A 17,024-nucleotide genomic window follows, 5' to 3' on the forward strand; every position below is an offset into this window, starting at 1 on the left:
ATCATTGATTTTATTTCATGTCATACTCTCTTTCAAGTCGATCTACTAAATGTTCACTTATGTAATCTTCGATGAAAGCACGTTTTTTATTATGATTTTCTTCCCTTTTAAAACTAAATAGACCAGTTTTCACTGTAGTAGTCCGTTCCTCTTCAGGTAAAATGCCCCATTTTTCAATGGCTTCTTTTTTTAATTTGTTCCTAATTTTCAATTCGTTTAGACGTTGCTCTTTTTCCAAGATTCTTTGGTTGTTTGTAGTTGTAGATGTTTCAGGAAGTGCCTTTAGTACATCTTGAAATTGAGATAAAATTTTTTGATTTGTTTGTCCACTTTGATTCATAAATGTTGTTAAAACCTGAACCATAGAATCAATTTTCTCAGTTGCCTCTGCTAATTGTTCTTCTAAATTCAGTATTTTCTTCTCAAAAACTGTTTTCATAGGTTCATTCTTTTCTAACATCTCTGATGTTGTTTCTCCATTAAAATGTGAACGGATTTGCTTAATAGAATAACCATGTTCTTCTTTTAATCTCTTAGCCTCAAGTAACATATCAATTTCTTCTCTTTTGAAACGACGATGACCACCTTGAGTACGAATTCCTTGAATATTAAAGTCCTCTTGATATCTTCGAATTGTTTGATCAGACAGTCCAGTAAGTTTTATTACTTCACTTAATTTGAATTCTTCCTCAGTTTGTTTCAAATTAACCCCTCCTCTTCTCGATTATAATAACAATAAATTTGTTGTCATTATAACAGAACTGACATCAAATTTTGAGAGATTTAATAATGGATTTTTTGTTAGATTTACAGGTTCTTTTGCTATTTTTGATAGAATAGGCAATTCAAAGTCATAGTTAATTATAACAAAGTTCTTAAGAAGGCTAAAGAGATGAAATCTAACTGTGAATCTATAGTAAGTGACTGTTAAGTTCGGATTAGAGAAGGCTAAAGAGATGAAATCTAACTGTGAATCTATAGTAAGTGACTGTTAAGTTCGGATTAGAGAAGGCTAAAGAGATGAAATCTAACTGTGAATCTATAGTAAGTGACTGTTAAGTTCGGATTAGAGAAGGCTAAAGAGATGAAATCTAACTGTGAATCTATAGTAAGTGACTGTTAAGTTCGGATTAGAGAAGGCTAAAGAGATGAAATCTAACTGTGAATCTATAGTAAGTGACTGTTAAGTTCGGATTAGAGAAGGCTAAAGAGATGAAATCTAACTGTGAATCTATAGTAAGTGACTGTTAAGTTCGGATTAGAGAAGGCTAAAGAGATGAAATCTAATTGTGAATCTATAGTAAGTGACTGTTAAGTTTGGATTGGAGAAGGCTGAAGAGACGAAATCCAACTGTGAATCTATAGTGAGTGACTGTTAAGTTGAACTTATCTTCAACTACACTTTAGAAATCTGACTATAAATCTGTGATTAATTAATGTTAGGTTTAACTAAAGTTGAACTAAAGAGGGAGCTGTTATTAAGAAACTATATTAAGTGAGCAATAAGTTGAATTTAAGTTTTACTAGCGCTAAAAAATTAACTATAAATCTATACGAGGCGGTTTCTTCTAACATAACAGGAACCGTAACCATTGAAAATCGTGTATACCATGTGGCTAATAGCTCACTGGATATGGTCATCAAAATGGATCAAACAGATGAAGAAGAAGTAAGCTTTGTTGCACAAGAAAAAGAAACGGTAAACGTAGATGATGTAACGAGTGATTCAGAAACAGATTCAACAGATGAAATAGATGCTCATGCGTTAATTACAACGCTCTATTCTGACCAATGAAAAACAAAAAGTGAAGAAGGAAAAGGAATAAAAACCAAACAAGATTATGTGTTTTTAGTCAATGATTTGGAAAAAGATTTTGTTAAAGAGAAAATGAAAAACTATGAAAAGGCAATTAAGGTAGAAGCCAAACATAAACGTCAAACGCAACAAGAAATGAACGAGTTACAACGTGATATGAAGTACCAAGTGAATGAGGAAAAAGCCGATACTGAATCAAAAATCGCCATGAAAAAGGATGCCATTCAGTCAAGTGATGAAAGCATTCAGCTCTATAAAGATGAACAAAAAAGCTTACAAGAAAAGCTCCAAAAATTGAATGAAAAGCAACAAGATTTAGCCATGAAGTGAAAAAACACAGGGGGACGCAAAGGGGACATGGCTCCAAAATAGGGGGACATAAAGGGGACATTGGGATTTTAAAAGGGGACGTAAAAGGGACGTACACCAAAAAAAGGGGACGTAAAGGGGACATTTAGCGATTTTCTTTGTACCCACGGCTTTGCTAGGCTCTGCCTAGCCCCACACCTATGGTGGGGGCAAAAACCCCTTATGCTCTTCTCTCTTTTTAGGGGGAAGAGCACTACTACAAAAGAGAGGTCGGATAAAATGGAAATTAAAATTCGGTATATTGATCCAGTTGCACTTAAAAAAATTGATAAAATCGCAAAAGAAAAGAAGATTTCTCGGCAAGAATTTTTAAAAGGTCAGATTGAAACACTGGCTGTTTTTCAAGAACAAAAAGATCGTGAAGCAGAGTTAGAACTTCTCATTGATCGAAACATAAAGATGATGGAAAGGTGTGCAGTTGCCATTGAAACAATCAATGGATTTATTCAAGATATGACGGGAGAAGATGAGGAGTGAGTACATCTTCTGTTATTCCAGGCGTGGTCTTGAAAACAAAATTTGTTACATCTGATAAAAAAGCTTTTCAAGATTATGTTGATTATGTAGATCGTGATGATGCGAAGAAAGATCAAGAAGCCCATGAGAAACTATTTACTCTTTATCAAGATTATATGGATAACCCTGATAAGACATCTTCTTTGTTCACCCAACAATCGAATCAATTGAATGACGAGGAGAAAAAGCAATTAAAAAAGTTGTTTGAAAAAGCGCAGAAAAATAACAGTATTATGTGGCAAGATGTTATCACATTTCATAATCCTTGGCTCCAAGAAAATGGTTTATACGATGCTGATACTCATACAGTGGATGAGAAAAAATTAATGGAGATTACCCGTCAGTCTATGAAGGAAATGCTTAAAAGGGAAAGGTTAAATGAGTCGGCTGTTTGGTCAGCTGCCATTCACTACAATACGGGAAACATTCATATTCATATTGCGACAGTAGAACCACAACCTACTCGTGAACGAGGCAAAAGAAAGCCTAAAACGTTGGATGCGATGAAGTCAACAGTCGTGAATCAAATTTTAAATCGAGGTGAGCAACACCAGAAAATAAATGAGTTGATTCGAAAGGATATGGTCGGAAAAAAGAAGCAGGATTCTTCATTAAGGTGGAAGAATCGTGACATTCAACCATTGTTTCTTCAAATTTATAATCATCTTCCAGAAGATAAAAGGCAGTGGCAATATAGTTACCGAACATTAAAACCAATGAAGCCATTTATTGATGTGTTAAGTCAAAAATATATTGAAAAGTATCATCGTAATGAGTACCAACAATTACTTGGAAAATTAGATAAGGAAGTAGAGGAATTAAAGAAAGCCTATGGAGAAGGAAAGGTTGATGAGAAACGATATAAGAACTATAAGCAAACGAAAATTGATGATCTTTATAAGCGAATGGGCAATGCTTTCTTAAAAGAAATGAAAGATTATGATAAGCAGCAGCAACAGATTAAAAGAATGATAGAAAGTAAGAAACAATCAAAACGTCCTGCAAGTTTTAACCAAAAGGTCTCTATGCATTTTGCATTAAAAAAGATGGAGCGAGCGTTTAAATCAGAATATGAAAGTTGGAAAAACCAACAACATTATGAACAATTACAAAAAGAAATTGAACATAATCGTCAGGAAGAGAGGAGTTATTAAATGAATAAACAACGTATGAAATTATCACTGGATGAGGAAACAAAACAATATATCCAAACATATATGGAAGAAAACAATATCGGATTTACGGGTGAAGCTATTGCTCAAATTTGTAAGGAACATAAAGTTGCTAAAAGTAATGAATGGTCGTTGGAATATATTTCGGAAGTGGTCAGCAATAACTTACATCAGGTTTTAAAAGATGAATTAACAAGGATTCGTCTTGGTGCAAATAGTGCTGATAAAAACACACAAATTTTAATTGAATACATGAACGGTCTTTTCTTCCATCATGGTTTTGATGGATTAATGACAACCGATTTACAAGAGTTAGATAGCACAAAGGTTGCGAAGGAAGCTGTTGAGAAGCGTATTGGAAATCAACGTCAAAAACGGATTGATTGGGAAGAGTCCAAAGGGAAACAACCATCTTAATGATTGATTTATATAAAGGTAGTTTTAAACATGTAGAGGAGGAATCAGATATGTTTTTTAACAAGGATTTAGTGTTAGCTTCGATTAAAGCTGTAGGAGAGGATCATGCCATTGTGCAATATCAAGACAAAGAAGTAGAGGTGAATTTAAGTCCAGAAGAAGCGAAGGAGTTTCATCAATATGTGGTGCATCAAGAGAATATGTTGGTGCCCATGAATATTAAAACACAGAAGCTTTTTGTGGATTTAGAGGAGCCTTGGTATGAACAAGAATTAGAAGAGCTCAAGGGGATCTCCTATCAAGAAGAGGAGGGAGAAGATGAGTAAAACCTATGCAAAAAAATCTGTTGAGGATAAGCGTAAAGAGGTTGAAGAGTTAACGAAAGGGATGGAGAAAAAGGTGGAGCAACATTTTCATTCTGCCGAAGAATTAAAAGACTACTTATCTTTTATGGGTAAGTTTTATCAATACTCCATGTCGAACACAGCTCTTATTCAAGAACAGTTCTTTGGTGCTCAAGCTGTTGGATCATTTAAGTTTTGGAAAGATAAAGGGTTCTCTGTTAATAAAGGGGAGAAAGGTATTAAGATTCTTGTGCCAAATAAAACGGTTCCTAAATTTAAAGATGAAAATGGGAAGTTAAAGTCTATTAATAAAGCTACTCCTCAAGAAAAAAAGCTCATTCAAGAGGGGAAAAAAGAAGTCACTCAAGGCCGACTGTATTTTTCAGTCGGCCATGTTTTTGAAATTTCACAAACGAATGCAAAAGCGAGTGATTTACCTAAGATTTTCCCCAATCGTTGGTTAGAAGGCAACGTGGAGGACTACAAGGTACTTTATAAAGGGATGGAAGCCATTGCCGAAAAGAATGGTATTTCTATTATTCAACCAAAAGAAGAGCTTGGCGCTGCAAAGGGGATCAGTTACACCTTAACAAAAGAAGTTGCGTTAAATCCTCGTAACTCTGAACGTCAAAATGTAAAAACTTTGGCGCATGAATTGGCACATGCGAAACTTCACACCGAAGACACGCATCTAAACTATACAGCTGCGGAAAAAGAATTTCAGGCAGAAATGACGGCTTACACCGTTTCTTCTTATTTTGGCATTGATACGAGTGAGTATTCTCTAGGATACCTGTCACACTGGACGAAAGGAAAGACCTTTGAAGATAAAACCAAGCTTTTAAAAGAAGTACATGAAACGTCCGTTGGCTTTATTGAAACAATCGAAGATACCTTAGTAAAAGAACGAGAAAAAAATCAGTCACCAGAAAAAAACGATAAAAAACAGCAGCAAACAGAGCCTCTTTCTTCTGATAATGTGCATATGAAGATGAAAGAAGGGTATGGAAATTATATACAAAAACAACGAGAAGAATCGGCACAAAATGTAGACAGCATTCTAGAGCGTGTTACGGCTGAAGAAACCTACTATTCAACCAAAACACAAGCGATTAAAAATGGTTGGATGACAAAGGAGGAAGTCGTAAAACTTGAGCATCAGGTTGACTTAACGATGAGGAGAAATGAAAAGGGGGTCACCCATGGTCAAGTTCAAGAACAATCTCTTACTTTTCAAGACCGTATGGAAGTGGGCAGTCACGTGCAATTCCAAAAACGTACAGGTACAGCTAAACGAAAAAAAGAAGAACCAGAGCTAGAAAGGTGAGGGAGCGTACATGCTCTCTTTTTTTGTGTCCAAATATGAATTAAATGGAGGAATCAATCATGCAAAAAGTAACATCTCTTTCAAATGACCAATTTAAAACGCTTGTTTCTGATAAACGAGAATTAAAGAAGTTTATGAAGCATCCACAAAATGAAAAAATCCAGGCAGATTGGGCGAATATTAGTGAGAAACAGCTGCATGACATCCCTTCTGGTGCTGTTTACTTAACACAATCAGCTCTAGGAGAGGAAAAACCGCAGGTTTTACTTGTTTCTACGGATGAAAAAGGGCAAAAACAAGCCTATAAAAGTGAAACAACAGTTGATTTTTTGAGAAGTCATGATGTGAATCCTGTTTTAGAGAAAGATCGAGAAACGCAGCTCAAAACAAGCTATCTTACATTTTTACAAGCTCATGAAAAAGAAAAGCCTCAAGATATTGATAGTATGTTAGCCCGTGTAAATGCAGAAAACGATTATGTGATGTTGAAATCAAGTTCTTTAAAGGAAAAACAGTTCACCCCTGACCAATTGAAAGGAATGGAAAATGAACTTTCTCATCAGTTTCAAGCAGGAAAACAAGCACAAGAAAAGGAGCAATATCAAGAAGATTATAAACAAGAAGTACTAGAAGTTATGCAGCAGCCTAGTGAAGAGACACAGTATAAGCAGCTGTTTAAACAAAGCTTACTAGCTCAATTAGGTATATCAGATGAAAAAGATTCTTCTAAAGAAGAGAAAAAAGAAGCTGAAGCAAAAAAAGCTCCTGTCGAAAAGCAGTTGAAGCAAGAAACGTCTCAAGAGAAAGAGCTGCGTTTGGCCAAAATGAAGGAGTTTGAACAAAAACATTCTTTTGATAAGGTGTACAAATTAAAAAAAGAAGTGCTGCAGGAATTAAAAGAACTGAATTTGACTGATTCTCAACGTGAGAAATTAACGAAGCTTGAAAAGGCTTTGGACACAGAGAAGAAGGATCATGACAAGCAGAAAAAAGAAGAGAAATCACAGAATGGATTTACAAAGTTTTTTGCACGGAATAGTGGAGCAAATTCTTCAAAAAAACAGAAAGAACCACAAGAAATGGAACGTTAAAAAAAGCAAAAGTTTAGACGGGATGGGAGGGCTGAAAAGCTCTCTTTTTTCATATCGTGGAGTAAAGGAGGGATTTAGGTGGGAGAACGAAAACACGTCAAGGAGGAGGAGGTTATGAAAGCCAGAGATATTGATTTGTTGTCGTATCTGGAAGCCAAAGGCGAAACCTTTATCAAAGAAGGAAAGTATTATCGTCATACGGAACATGATAGCTTACTCATCAAAGGAAATATGTACGCTTGGAATAGCCGGAATGAAACAGGATATGGGGCAATCAGTTTCGCTCAAATGTATTATGGGATGTCGTTCCCACAAGCTGTATTAGATATCAATAAAGGCGATTATAAAGAGCTTTCTCATTCTCACGAACAGCAGACTAATTCCAAATCCAACGAGCCTTTTCGCTATCCAAAAGAGTTAGAAGTGAAGGATCAAAGCAAAGTAAAAGGCTATCTCATAAAAGAACGTAAAATAGATCCTCGATTAGTTGATTGGCTCCTTCAAAAAGATTTAATCGCCCAGGACAAACGGAACAATGTGGTGTTTAAGTGGCGTGAGCATGGAGGCAAAGGAAAAGTGATTGGGGCAGATCGACAAGGAACAGCTTCGATAAAAAATAAGCGAGGTTCTTTTAAACAAGTCTTACCGAACGATAACCCTCATACAGGCTTTTCAGTTGATGTTGGTCGCCCAAACAAGATTCATTTCTTTGAAAGCCCAATTGATCTTCTTTCTTATTGGAGTATACAGGAAAATCAATTGCAGAATACACGTCTTATTAGTATGAATGGCTTAAAACCTAAAACTGTTGCTCAATCTTATATCGAAGCTCGAAGAGAAGGCTTAAGCATTCAAGAAATGGTGTTAGCTGTCGATAATGACCAAGGAGGAAAAGAATTTATTGACAAAATGAACCAAATCGTTAATGCTGATTTAATAAGAGCAGATATTCCAAAGGGAGCGAAAGATTGGAACGACGCATTAAATAAGAATGGAAAAAGCATTCAACCTGTGGCATCACGTCTCCGGAATAAACAAACAGAACAGGAGCTTTCAATGAATGGATAAAGTGTTTCAAAGTGTATTTTATCTCTTTCTTCTCATCATTTTATTTAAGCTTTCTCGATTTGCCTACCGTGTTCTTCGTGAACGGAAGTATAGGAAAGAATTAGCCCAATCAGCCATGCCCTATATTGATAAAATGGATGGGAGGCAGTTCGAATTTTACTTGCAGGCTCTTTTCCAACAGTTAGGTTACAAGATACAAGTAACACCATCGTCTGGCGACTTTGGAGCTGACTTGGTAATGAAGGGAAAAGAAAAGATTGTGATTCAGGCCAAACGGTACAGTGCTAAAAATAGAGTCAGTCTTTCAGCAGTACAAGAAGTATACGCAGCAAAAGCGTATTATAAAGCAAATCAAGCTTGGGTCGTGACCAATAGTTATTTCACCAAACAAGCAAAAGAATTAGCAGCTGCATGTGATGTAACGTTAGTGGATCGTGCGGATCTTCAAAAGTTTATTAATGAAGTCAATCCCGTTTTTAAGGCACGGGAAATCTTTGAAAATATCATACCAGAACCTCGTAAATGTCCAAAGTGTGGGCAAGATCTAGTCGTAAGAGATGGGAATGGGACTCGCTTTTTTGGCTGTTCCTCTTTTCCAGGTTGTCGCCATACAGAAAAAATCAGTAAGTAAATGTAGAAATCTAAACAAGGAAAGCGCAGCAGGAGAGGTCTCTTGTATATGAATTTTATAAGGAAAACAGTATGTAGCAAGTTGGGTATGCTGCTTTTAGTAGCAGTAATATTAATTGTAGTATTAGTTCTAGGATTGACAAATTGGACTGATAAGGACAGGGTCTCCAATAATTTTGCTGAACAACTGTTTAAATATCCTCCTCCACCTAAAACAAAAGTTATTGAAAATGAGCAAGCTAATGGAAAATATCTTGTCGGTGGTAGTGGTGGTTATTGGGGAATTATTGCGTCAGTAAGGCTATCTACTAGACTAAGCAAGGAAGAGATAATAATGTATTATAAAAAAGCAGGATTATTTAAATACCCTAAAAGTGATAAAAGAGGTGTAGAGCCTGAAATTTATTTTCAAGGTGATTTTCAAAAAGTCAAAAGTCCGGAGGGGTATTATTACAAAGATAAAGACGGTACAAGGAAATCTTTAAGTAACTATTATGATGATTCAGAAAACAAAGTAAGTGGTCGTATACTCAGGGAGGACCATAGTTATGAAATGGAATATGTGGTGCAAATAACAAGTGACTTTGATTACTTTCTAAATATTGATTAACAAATGATTTTTAAAGTGCTCAAACTTGCATCGAATGGGCAACTCCGTAAAACAAACGTTAATTTCGTTAGAGAACGTTTCTCTGCCTATACAAATGTATATTAAGTTTTATTTATAAATGATTGTTACGAAAAACACCTTCAAATAAAGAAGGTGTTTTTTCTGTTTTATATACACATGATAAAGAGAGGAGTGTTTAAGGTGAAGAATCTATTCATTAAATTAATGACTATTTTTACATTATTGATGGTTACAATATGTGGGGTGTCGGTAGGGAAAACGGAAGCTTCCAATAAAGCATCTAATCAAGACTTCATTATCATTAATAAGAAATATAACAAACTTGCTTATTTTCACAATGGTTATATCGAAGTTATTAATCCAGTAGCTACAGGTAAAACGTGGGAGAAAACACCTGTTGGATTCTTTAAAATAGTGAATAAGATTAAGAATCGTCCTTATTATACAGGACATATTGCTGGAGGAGACCCTCGTAATCCATTAGGAAAGCGTTGGTTAGGATTAAATGCAGGCGGTACGAATGGCGATACATATGGAATTCACGGAAATAACAATGAAAGCAGCATTGGAAAATACGTGAGTCACGGATGTGTCAGAATGCATAATAAAGATGTGGAGAAGCTTTATGAGAAAGTTGAAGTTGAGACACCGGTTGTTATCACGTATTCCTATAAGAGCTTTGTTGATCTAACTAAGGTTTATGGATATACGTTCAAAGGCTACAAATTAAAAAATAATTAATGATTAAGTAGTATTCCGTTATCACGGAATGCTGCTCCTTTACTTTGAATCTTTATAAGGTCCATAAAATAGTTAAATAACCGACAATTTTTAATGGTTACATAGATGTTATAAACAATAATAAAAGCATAAAAATTGTTAATATAAGGCTGATGAAAATATTTAATATAGAAAGGATTACATTATGTTTAAATTTACGTATTCCAACGATAAAACCAGAGGCAACTGTGACCCACCAAAGGATATCAAAAAATAGTTCATTAAATTTTGCTGTAATTTCAGTGAAAAATAATACGATAAGTAGTAATTGTAGTAAAAATACTCCAACTCCCCATAATGATGGTTTGTTTTGAATATTCCTACGACGAGAAAGTACCCCAACTACTATAAAAACCAATATAAGAAATAAAACAAAGAGCATAATTAGACTGATAAAACTCATTAAATTTCTCCTCTGTTTAATATTTGTCTTTGACTAACTAACCTCCTTAAGCAAACCCATTAAATTTCGTTCTAATGCTTTATTTGTGACTATTTTAAGCATCTTCTTCATCTTTGTATTCTAAAATATCGCCAGGCTGACATTCTAAGGCTTTGCAAATAGCCTCTAAAGTTGAAAATCTAACTGCTTTTGCCTTGCCATTTTTTAAGATAGAAAGATTGGCCATCGTTATTCCTACCTTCTCTGAAAGTTCCGTCACACTCATTTTTCTTTTAGCCAACATGACATCAATATTAATTATAATTGCCACTTTATCCACCTCAAACTGTGTAATCATTCTCCGATTTTATATCAATCGCTTGTTGTAAAAGTCTTTTAAGGACCGCAGCAAAGACTGCAATTACCAACGAAGCAAAGATAGGTACCATTCCAACTATTATAAGGCCTGGCGCATCGTCTTTATCTGCTATTAAAAAAACAAATGGCATCATTATCACATACAGGCCACTAATTACAATTGCATAATATTTTATTTTCTTTAATGCTATTACAGAAATGCTAGAAAACGCTTTGTTCTTGTCAATATAGATAAGAAGTCGAAAAGCCTGATACAACGTAAGGAAATAAGGGATAACTGAAAGATACATAATGCTTACAGCAGGATATAGTATGTAGGAGTAGTCTGAATTTGCTGTATTGTTAGCTAAATAAAATAAACCAAATATGCCTAAAGCAAGAACCAGAGCTCCCATGAGAAAAAGAGCTATTTTTAAAATTATTGTTGAACTTTGTTTCATAATAAACACCTCATTTATTAAATTTCAAATACGAATTTAACATATAATTTATCGTTTTACAATAAAAATACATCATTTTGCATTTTATTCTTATTGTTTCTATAAAATGACTCTAACTTTAAAGTGGCAGAAATATTCTTTTATACAAAGGAAGGATTTAATAAACTAGAAAATGTATAGACGGAAATTCCATAAAATAAACAGGAGACTCTTAGACTTTTACAGCTATACATACTAAATTGTTTAGATTTAAATGAAAATGGTACATACGGCGTTTATGAAAACAACAATAAAAGCAGTATCTCGTGTCAAAACACAAGGTGCTGCTTATTTTTTGTATTATTACCGTATAGACCTTATTATAGAATTATATGAAATATATGGGTAAGGAGGAATAGGGTTGAGAGCGAAAATCGAAAAAGCCAATCATGTAGTGATGTTTACAGCAACTGGTGAGTTTTATGCACATGAGGTGCCCGGTGAGCTAACAATTGGCTTCTTTGCTTGTCCATCTTGTGGAGTAAAAGTGTACCATAAAAAGGATCACTTCTTTTCCCGTGATCATGAGCGTACGTGTACGTATGTGAAAGAACAATTTAAAAGAAACAGCGAAAGAAATGTAAGGGGACAGTATTAAATGATTTGTACAATTCTTTATTCTCGTGCTAAATTACTTTCTTGAAAAAGAAGAATTAACAAAACACCTTTGCTTTACTATAAGAATGAACAATTGATGCAGCAAAAAATTTAATTCTATAAAAGTAATATCTAGAGTTCATGTCCTTTATTTTATCTTTGGAGGTTAGGAAAAGTATGAAAACAACGGGTATTGTGCGAAAGGTAGACGAGTTGGGCCGTGTTGTAATTCCTGTGGAGTTACGGAAGGTTCTTACTATCAAAGAAAAAGATCCTGTAGAAATATTTGTTGATGGCAATCACATTATTCTTCAGAAATACAAAGCCCAAAATGAATGTATGATTACCGGTGAAGTGACCTCACAAAACAGGGAATATGCAAAAGGAATTGTGTTAAGCCCGCGAGGTGCGGAAATTCTAAAGCATGAGATTGAATTTAAATTTGGTATTAAAGCGTAATATAGACGTGTATTCCATAGGAAGTCTATGTTTCACCCTTTGCATTTGGATTTATGTAAACTCTCCAGAATCTTGTTCTGGAGAGTTTATATAAATCCTCTTTACTTTATTTTACAGCTTCTTTAAATTCTTTACCTGGCTTGAAGGCTGGAGCCTTTGTAGCTGGAATAACAATTTGTTCACCTGTTTGTGGATTACGTCCTGTACGCTCTCCACGTTCACGTACTTCAAATGTACCAAATCCAGCAATTTGAATTTTCTCTTCGTTTGCCAGTGTGGCAGAAATCGTTGCAAATAGTCCATCAATGGCTTTCTTTGTGTCTTGTTTTGTTAATTCTGATTTCGACGCGACAGCATCAATTAATTCAGCTTTTTTCATATCTACTTACCTCATTCTCTACTATGTATAGTGGTGTATAGACAAGAAATATATCACAGCCTAATCAAAAAAGTCAAACGTATGTTCTTGTATGTCTCCTATATTCTAAAAAATAGTATATTTTAATGTAAAATAACTAAAATTCATAGTTCGTAAAGTTATACCTTTACGGACTGCATCTTTAAATGTATGTTAAGACGCTGAATCAGTTGTTTAGCATCGTATCATATCTGAATCCAAAATCATTTCCTAAACTGTGATATGTATAAAAGGTTTACTTTTGATGCACTAAGCTATAATAAGAAGGCTTTTTAAACTTCTGATGGTAAAAGGAGTTTTTTTCGCTTGCTTTGATATACGAGTATGTTGACTGCTAACGAACAACCTATATACAAAATGACTATTATATGTTTGGCTAACATACTTTGCTTATTTAAGGAATTATTATGGTATAATTATAACTTCGTTTACATTTATGGTTAATACATGGTAATTAACCATATGATAGGAATTTTATTTGGCGGTAGGAGTGTTATATGAAGTACGTAGAAGTTGTCACGGAAAGTAGAATAAGAACAATATCTTTAGTACTACTACTTATTTTTATGAGTTTAGGGTGGTATTTAGATAGTTCTTTTTGGTACAAGGCAGTCATCATGGTTGTCTCAGTTGCATTTATCTTACATAGTTTACATTATTATTTAGCAGGAAGAAACAAAACAGTAGGTACTGTGGCTATAGTAGCAAGTTCAACCTTTGGGTTGTTTAATTTATTGAGAGTTTTTCTCTAAAAACATATTTTTTATATTGCAAGGAATGAGGATCTTTCTATGTTTAAAAAGGTTTTAAAGTGTTATGACTACAAGTTTATCATAGCCTTAGTTGTTTTAAGTATTATTGGTTTAATTATGGTTTACAGTGCTAGTATGGTAACAGCTATCGCTCGATATGGATTCACGGGTGATTACTTTTATCAAAAACAAAAGTTTGCACTTTTAGCAGGGCTTTTCTTTTTCTGCGTCACAGCCGTTATTCCTTATAAGATGTACCAAGAAAAAAGGTTCTTGATGCTTGCATTAGGAGGAATCACTACCCTTTTAGTTCTGGTACTTGTATTCGGACATACGGCAGGAAACGCAACAAGTTGGCTTGTACTTGGTCCAGTTAGGATACAGCCATTAGAATTAACAAAACTCGTCATTATTGTCTATTTAGCAGCTGTTTTTACAAATAAACAGGAATATATAAATGACTTAAAGCGTGCAATTATTCCACCTATTATTATCGTCTTTTTCCTTTGCATTTTAATTGCCATGCAACCTGATTATGGTGGAATTCTGCTTATTTTAGGCATCGTTGCAGCGATTGTCTTATGTTCTGGTATTTCTAGAAAATCAATGCTGAAAATTGCGATGCTAGGGGTAGTAGGCATAGGGATTATGCTTGTCGTTTTATTAGTAACTGGCCATATTGATACAGTCTTCTCTCCTGTACGTATCTCTCGTTTTACAGGATACCTACATCCATTTGAAAATCAGCAAGGCGATGGATATCAGCTTGTTAATTCTTATTTGGCTATAGGAACCGGGGGGTTACAAGGTTTAGGTCTAGGACAGGGTGTACAAAAAGCTGGTTATCTACCTGAATCTCATACAGATTTTATTATGGCTGTTATTGCAGAGGAATTAGGTTTTTGGGGTGTACTTATCGTTCTGGGTTTATTATTTTTTATTGTTATTAAAGGTCTAAGAATTGCACAGAAGTGCAAAGAACCTTTTGGAGCATTAATGGCTATAGGTATTTCAGTTATGATTGGTATTCAAGTATTTGTGAATCTTGGCGCAGTAACGGGTATTTTACCTATTACAGGTGTAACTTTACCGTTTGTGAGTTATGGTGGATCTTCACTCACATTACTGATGTTATCTATGGGCGTATTAACAAATATCTCTATGTTTAATAAGTTCGAAGAAAAGTATAAGGTTGAATTAGTTAAACAACGTAAGCTAAAGAGTGTTTAAATCGAGTAGAAAGGCGTCTTATTTTATAAGACGTCTTTTTCTAATTTGAGATAGTATATTTTAAAAATGTATACTACAGCGTAAAAAACAGAAAACCACCTTCTCTCTAAGACGGTTTTCTGTTTATGAGACTTTATCCTATGATGCCTTTTGGCATCTTACTTAGTATGCTCCCTATTATAAATGTTATTCAATGTGGGCAAATAAAATATAAAAACTAGACATTATCTCTCAACTCATTGATTTGTATATGTTCCGACTAAATTAAATTGAAACTTTTAACGATTTGAGCAACTACAAAAGTAACTCCAGTGGCTATAACTGTGGGTATTGCAAAGGCAAGAAACGTCCACTTTATGTTCTTTGTTTCTTTATAAATATTCACAAGGGTTGTTCCGCATGGATAATGTAGAAGCGAAAACAGCATCATGTTAAGAGCCGTTAGCCACGTCCAGTGGTGATCCAGAAAAATTTGCTTGAGTCTTGTTGCATCTTCAATTTCAATTAATGATCCTGTTGATAAATACGCCATTAGTAAAACTGGTACAACAATTTCATTAGCCGGCAAGCCAATAATAAAAGCAGCTAGTATGTACCCGTCTAGTCCCAGCATCTTGGCGAATGGATCAAGAAACTGAACGAAGTGCATTAAAATACTTGTGTCATTGACATAGATGTTGGCCAGTATCCATGTTAGAACTGCTGCAGGTGCTGCAACAATAATCGCGCGTTTTAACACAAACAGCGATTTATCCAGCGTCGCACGCACAATTGTATCTACAAATTTTGGCTTACGGTAAGGCGGGAGCTCGAGCGTATAGTGGGTTGGTACTCCGCGCAGCGCTGTTTTAGACAGTGTCCACGATACGAACAACGTCACCACAATTCCAAATAACACGGTTCCCACTACAACAAGCGCCGTTACGAATGTTTTAGCACTCCCTGTAAAGCCTGTTGCCATAAATAAAGAAGCTAACAAAATCAGCGTAGGCCATCTGCCGTTACACGGAACAAAGTTATTTGTTAAAATCGCCATCATACGTTCACGCGGCGATTCAATAATACGTGTTGACATAATCGCTGCGGCGTTACATCCAAACCCCATCGCCATCGTCAGGGACTGCTTGCCGTGTGCGCCTGCTCGCTTGAACAAACGATCCATATTAAACGCGACGCGAGGCAAGTAGCCGTAGTTTTCTAAAAGGGCAAACACCGGGAAAAAGATGGCCATTGGAGGCAGCATGACGCTAATAACCCATCCCGTACCGCGAAACAGTCCTAGTACAAGAATTCCGTGCAGCCATTCTGGCGTGTGCATCGCTTGAAAGAAAGCTGTTAAATATCCTTCCGCCCAGCCAAAACCTTGTGCGATTAATCCAGAAGGAACGTTTGCTCCGGCTATGGTGATATAAAAGATCACCGATAAAATACCAAGCATAATCGGAAAGCCCCAAATTGGCGAAGTGAAGACTTTATCTAGCTTTTCCGTACGCTGAAGCTTTGAACGGTCTTCGTACACAACGGCTTTTTTACATATTTGCTGTGAAGACTGATAAATACTTGCGACCATATTTGAACGATGATCTTTTTCTTTTGCCTGCTGCGCATAGCGCGTTAGCTGTTCCATCGCTAATGAGTTTTCAGGAGTTAACGGATTTCCCATATGCGCTGTTCCTCCTTTCTGTGTGACTGATATCTTGCTTCTGGCGCTGCTGAATGGTTTCTAAAAATGACGTGTCTCCATCAAGAACTCGTAAAGCAATCCAGCGGAGAGGAAACTGGTTTCCAACAATAGAAGCAACTTGAGGCTCTAGCTCCTTTAGTGACGCTTCAATTTCTTTTGTATACTGCACCTGGTAAGGAGTAAGCTTTACTTCCCCGCGCACGACTCCTTCAATCGCATCCAGCAAATTCGTAATTCCTTTTTTATTGCGAGCTGATATAGGCACAACCGGTACCCCTAACGATTCAGCCAGCTTTTTTTCGTTAATCACAATTCCTTTTTTCTTTGCTTCATCCATTAAGTTCACACAAATTACGACGTTTTCCGTCATTTCCATTACCTGCAGAGCTAGATTAAGATTTCGTTCCATCGCCGTTGCATCGACCACAACAACCGTCACGTCAGGTCTTTCAAATAAAATATAATCGCGCGCTACTTCTTCGTC

22 protein-coding genes and 1 pseudogene are annotated in these 17,024 nt (G+C 35.5%); 16 read left to right on the forward strand and 7 right to left on the reverse strand.

What is annotated here, in order from left to right:
- Positions 1–10 precede the first annotated feature (10 nt).
- Positions 11–703 carry a helix-turn-helix domain-containing protein gene (locus tag MKX72_RS27190; RefSeq protein WP_048022402.1) on the reverse strand — a complete coding sequence of 231 codons (693 nt, stop codon included), beginning with the start codon at positions 701–703 and terminating at the stop codon, positions 11–13.
- Positions 704–1,507: 804 nt separating this feature from the next.
- On the opposite strand from MKX72_RS27190, the gene MKX72_RS27195 reads away from it, so the two are divergent.
- The 12 genes and pseudogenes from MKX72_RS27195 (at position 1,508) to MKX72_RS27250 (ending at position 10,122) form a co-directional block, all read left to right on the forward strand.
- A complete protein-coding gene (locus MKX72_RS27195) occupies positions 1,508–1,795 on the forward strand; it encodes a hypothetical protein (protein WP_098113494.1) in 288 nt (95 codons plus the stop codon).
- A 48-nt stretch (positions 1,796–1,843) separates the two neighbouring features.
- Positions 1,844–2,146: a hypothetical protein gene (locus MKX72_RS27200; protein ID WP_340760985.1), complete on the forward strand. Its 303-nt coding sequence runs from the start codon at positions 1,844–1,846 to the stop codon at positions 2,144–2,146.
- A gap of 258 nt (positions 2,147–2,404) precedes the next feature.
- The gene (locus tag MKX72_RS27205; protein ID WP_155008870.1) at positions 2,405–2,662 is read left to right on the forward strand and encodes a hypothetical protein; all 258 of its coding nucleotides are present in this window, start codon (positions 2,405–2,407) and stop codon (positions 2,660–2,662) included.
- On the forward strand, positions 2,659–3,855 hold the full coding sequence (gene mobP2, locus MKX72_RS27210; RefSeq protein ID WP_340760986.1) for a MobP2 family relaxase: 1,197 nt from the start codon (positions 2,659–2,661) through the stop codon (positions 3,853–3,855). The genes MKX72_RS27205 and mobP2 overlap by 4 nt, the downstream gene beginning before the upstream one ends.
- Positions 3,856–4,290, forward strand: a complete 435-nt coding sequence (locus MKX72_RS27215; protein WP_155008858.1) for a hypothetical protein — start codon at positions 3,856–3,858, stop codon at positions 4,288–4,290.
- 50 nt (positions 4,291–4,340) lie between these two features.
- Positions 4,341–4,616, forward strand: coding sequence for a hypothetical protein (locus tag MKX72_RS27220; RefSeq protein ID WP_075422172.1), 276 nt, complete (start codon positions 4,341–4,343; stop codon positions 4,614–4,616).
- Positions 4,609–5,589 (forward strand): annotated as a pseudogene (locus tag MKX72_RS27225) (ArdC-like ssDNA-binding domain-containing protein); the annotation flags it as partial. The gene MKX72_RS27220 and the pseudogene MKX72_RS27225, both read left to right, overlap by 8 nt.
- Positions 5,590–6,020: 431 nt before the next feature.
- Entirely contained in the window at positions 6,021–7,052 is a 1,032-nt protein-coding gene (locus tag MKX72_RS27230) for a hypothetical protein (RefSeq protein ID WP_340760987.1), read from the forward strand.
- Between the two features lie 114 nt (positions 7,053–7,166).
- Positions 7,167–8,120 (forward strand): DUF3991 and TOPRIM domain-containing protein, encoded by a 954-nt coding sequence (locus tag MKX72_RS27235; protein ID WP_340760988.1) that lies wholly within the window; start codon positions 7,167–7,169, stop codon positions 8,118–8,120.
- Entirely contained in the window at positions 8,113–8,751 is a 639-nt protein-coding gene (locus MKX72_RS27240; RefSeq protein ID WP_155008802.1) for a restriction endonuclease, read from the forward strand. Before MKX72_RS27235 ends, MKX72_RS27240 begins: the two co-directional genes overlap by 8 nt.
- A gap of 48 nt (positions 8,752–8,799) precedes the next feature.
- A complete protein-coding gene (locus tag MKX72_RS27245; protein WP_155008804.1) occupies positions 8,800–9,360 on the forward strand; it encodes a hypothetical protein in 561 nt (186 codons plus the stop codon).
- A gap of 201 nt (positions 9,361–9,561) precedes the next feature.
- On the forward strand, positions 9,562–10,122 hold the full coding sequence (locus tag MKX72_RS27250; RefSeq protein WP_235918795.1) for a L,D-transpeptidase: 561 nt from the start codon (positions 9,562–9,564) through the stop codon (positions 10,120–10,122).
- Positions 10,123–10,219: 97 nt separating this feature from the next.
- Here the strand turns inward: MKX72_RS27250 and MKX72_RS27255 are convergent, their stop codons facing one another.
- The 3 genes from MKX72_RS27255 to MKX72_RS27265 all read right to left on the reverse strand — a co-directional run bounded on the left by MKX72_RS27255 (position 10,220) and on the right by MKX72_RS27265 (position 11,361).
- The gene (locus tag MKX72_RS27255) at positions 10,220–10,564 is read right to left on the reverse strand and encodes a hypothetical protein (protein ID WP_155008801.1); all 345 of its coding nucleotides are present in this window, start codon (positions 10,562–10,564) and stop codon (positions 10,220–10,222) included.
- A gap of 94 nt (positions 10,565–10,658) precedes the next feature.
- Positions 10,659–10,874 carry a helix-turn-helix domain-containing protein gene (locus MKX72_RS27260; RefSeq protein ID WP_098315267.1) on the reverse strand — a complete coding sequence of 72 codons (216 nt, stop codon included), beginning with the start codon at positions 10,872–10,874 and terminating at the stop codon, positions 10,659–10,661.
- A gap of 10 nt (positions 10,875–10,884) precedes the next feature.
- The gene (locus tag MKX72_RS27265; protein WP_155008800.1) at positions 10,885–11,361 is read right to left on the reverse strand and encodes a DUF2975 domain-containing protein; all 477 of its coding nucleotides are present in this window, start codon (positions 11,359–11,361) and stop codon (positions 10,885–10,887) included.
- A gap of 400 nt (positions 11,362–11,761) precedes the next feature.
- Between MKX72_RS27265 and MKX72_RS27270 the strand changes: the two genes are divergently transcribed.
- Both MKX72_RS27270 and MKX72_RS27275 read left to right on the forward strand, forming a co-directional pair.
- On the forward strand, positions 11,762–11,998 hold the full coding sequence (locus MKX72_RS27270; RefSeq protein WP_155008799.1) for a hypothetical protein: 237 nt from the start codon (positions 11,762–11,764) through the stop codon (positions 11,996–11,998).
- A 176-nt stretch (positions 11,999–12,174) separates the two neighbouring features.
- Positions 12,175–12,456, forward strand: a complete 282-nt coding sequence (locus tag MKX72_RS27275; RefSeq protein ID WP_155008798.1) for an AbrB/MazE/SpoVT family DNA-binding domain-containing protein — start codon at positions 12,175–12,177, stop codon at positions 12,454–12,456.
- 106 nt (positions 12,457–12,562) lie between these two features.
- On the opposite strand, the gene MKX72_RS27280 is transcribed toward MKX72_RS27275, so the two are convergent.
- On the reverse strand, positions 12,563–12,835 hold the full coding sequence (locus MKX72_RS27280) for an HU family DNA-binding protein (protein ID WP_025753496.1): 273 nt from the start codon (positions 12,833–12,835) through the stop codon (positions 12,563–12,565).
- Between the two features lie 536 nt (positions 12,836–13,371).
- Between MKX72_RS27280 and MKX72_RS27285 the strand changes: the two genes are divergently transcribed.
- Together MKX72_RS27285 and MKX72_RS27290 are read left to right on the forward strand one after the other, a co-directional pair.
- On the forward strand, positions 13,372–13,626 hold the full coding sequence (locus tag MKX72_RS27285) for a hypothetical protein (RefSeq protein WP_155008797.1): 255 nt from the start codon (positions 13,372–13,374) through the stop codon (positions 13,624–13,626).
- 39 nt (positions 13,627–13,665) lie between these two features.
- Positions 13,666–14,856 carry an FtsW/RodA/SpoVE family cell cycle protein gene (locus MKX72_RS27290; protein WP_155008796.1) on the forward strand — a complete coding sequence of 397 codons (1,191 nt, stop codon included), beginning with the start codon at positions 13,666–13,668 and terminating at the stop codon, positions 14,854–14,856.
- Between the two features lie 259 nt (positions 14,857–15,115).
- Here MKX72_RS27290 and MKX72_RS27295 read toward each other — a convergent pair whose 3' ends face one another.
- Positions 15,116–16,483, reverse strand: a complete 1,368-nt coding sequence (locus MKX72_RS27295) for a nucleoside recognition domain-containing protein (protein ID WP_372454552.1) — start codon at positions 16,481–16,483, stop codon at positions 15,116–15,118.
- A 13-nt stretch (positions 16,484–16,496) separates the two neighbouring features.
- Positions 16,497–17,024 (reverse strand): FeoB small GTPase domain-containing protein (locus MKX72_RS27300; RefSeq protein ID WP_340760990.1); only part of this gene is annotated, 528 nt, incomplete at its 5' end.

This window comes from Priestia sp. FSL R5-0597 (genome assembly GCF_038006305.1).
GTDB lineage: Bacteria > Bacillota > Bacilli > Bacillales > Bacillaceae_H > Priestia > Priestia zanthoxyli.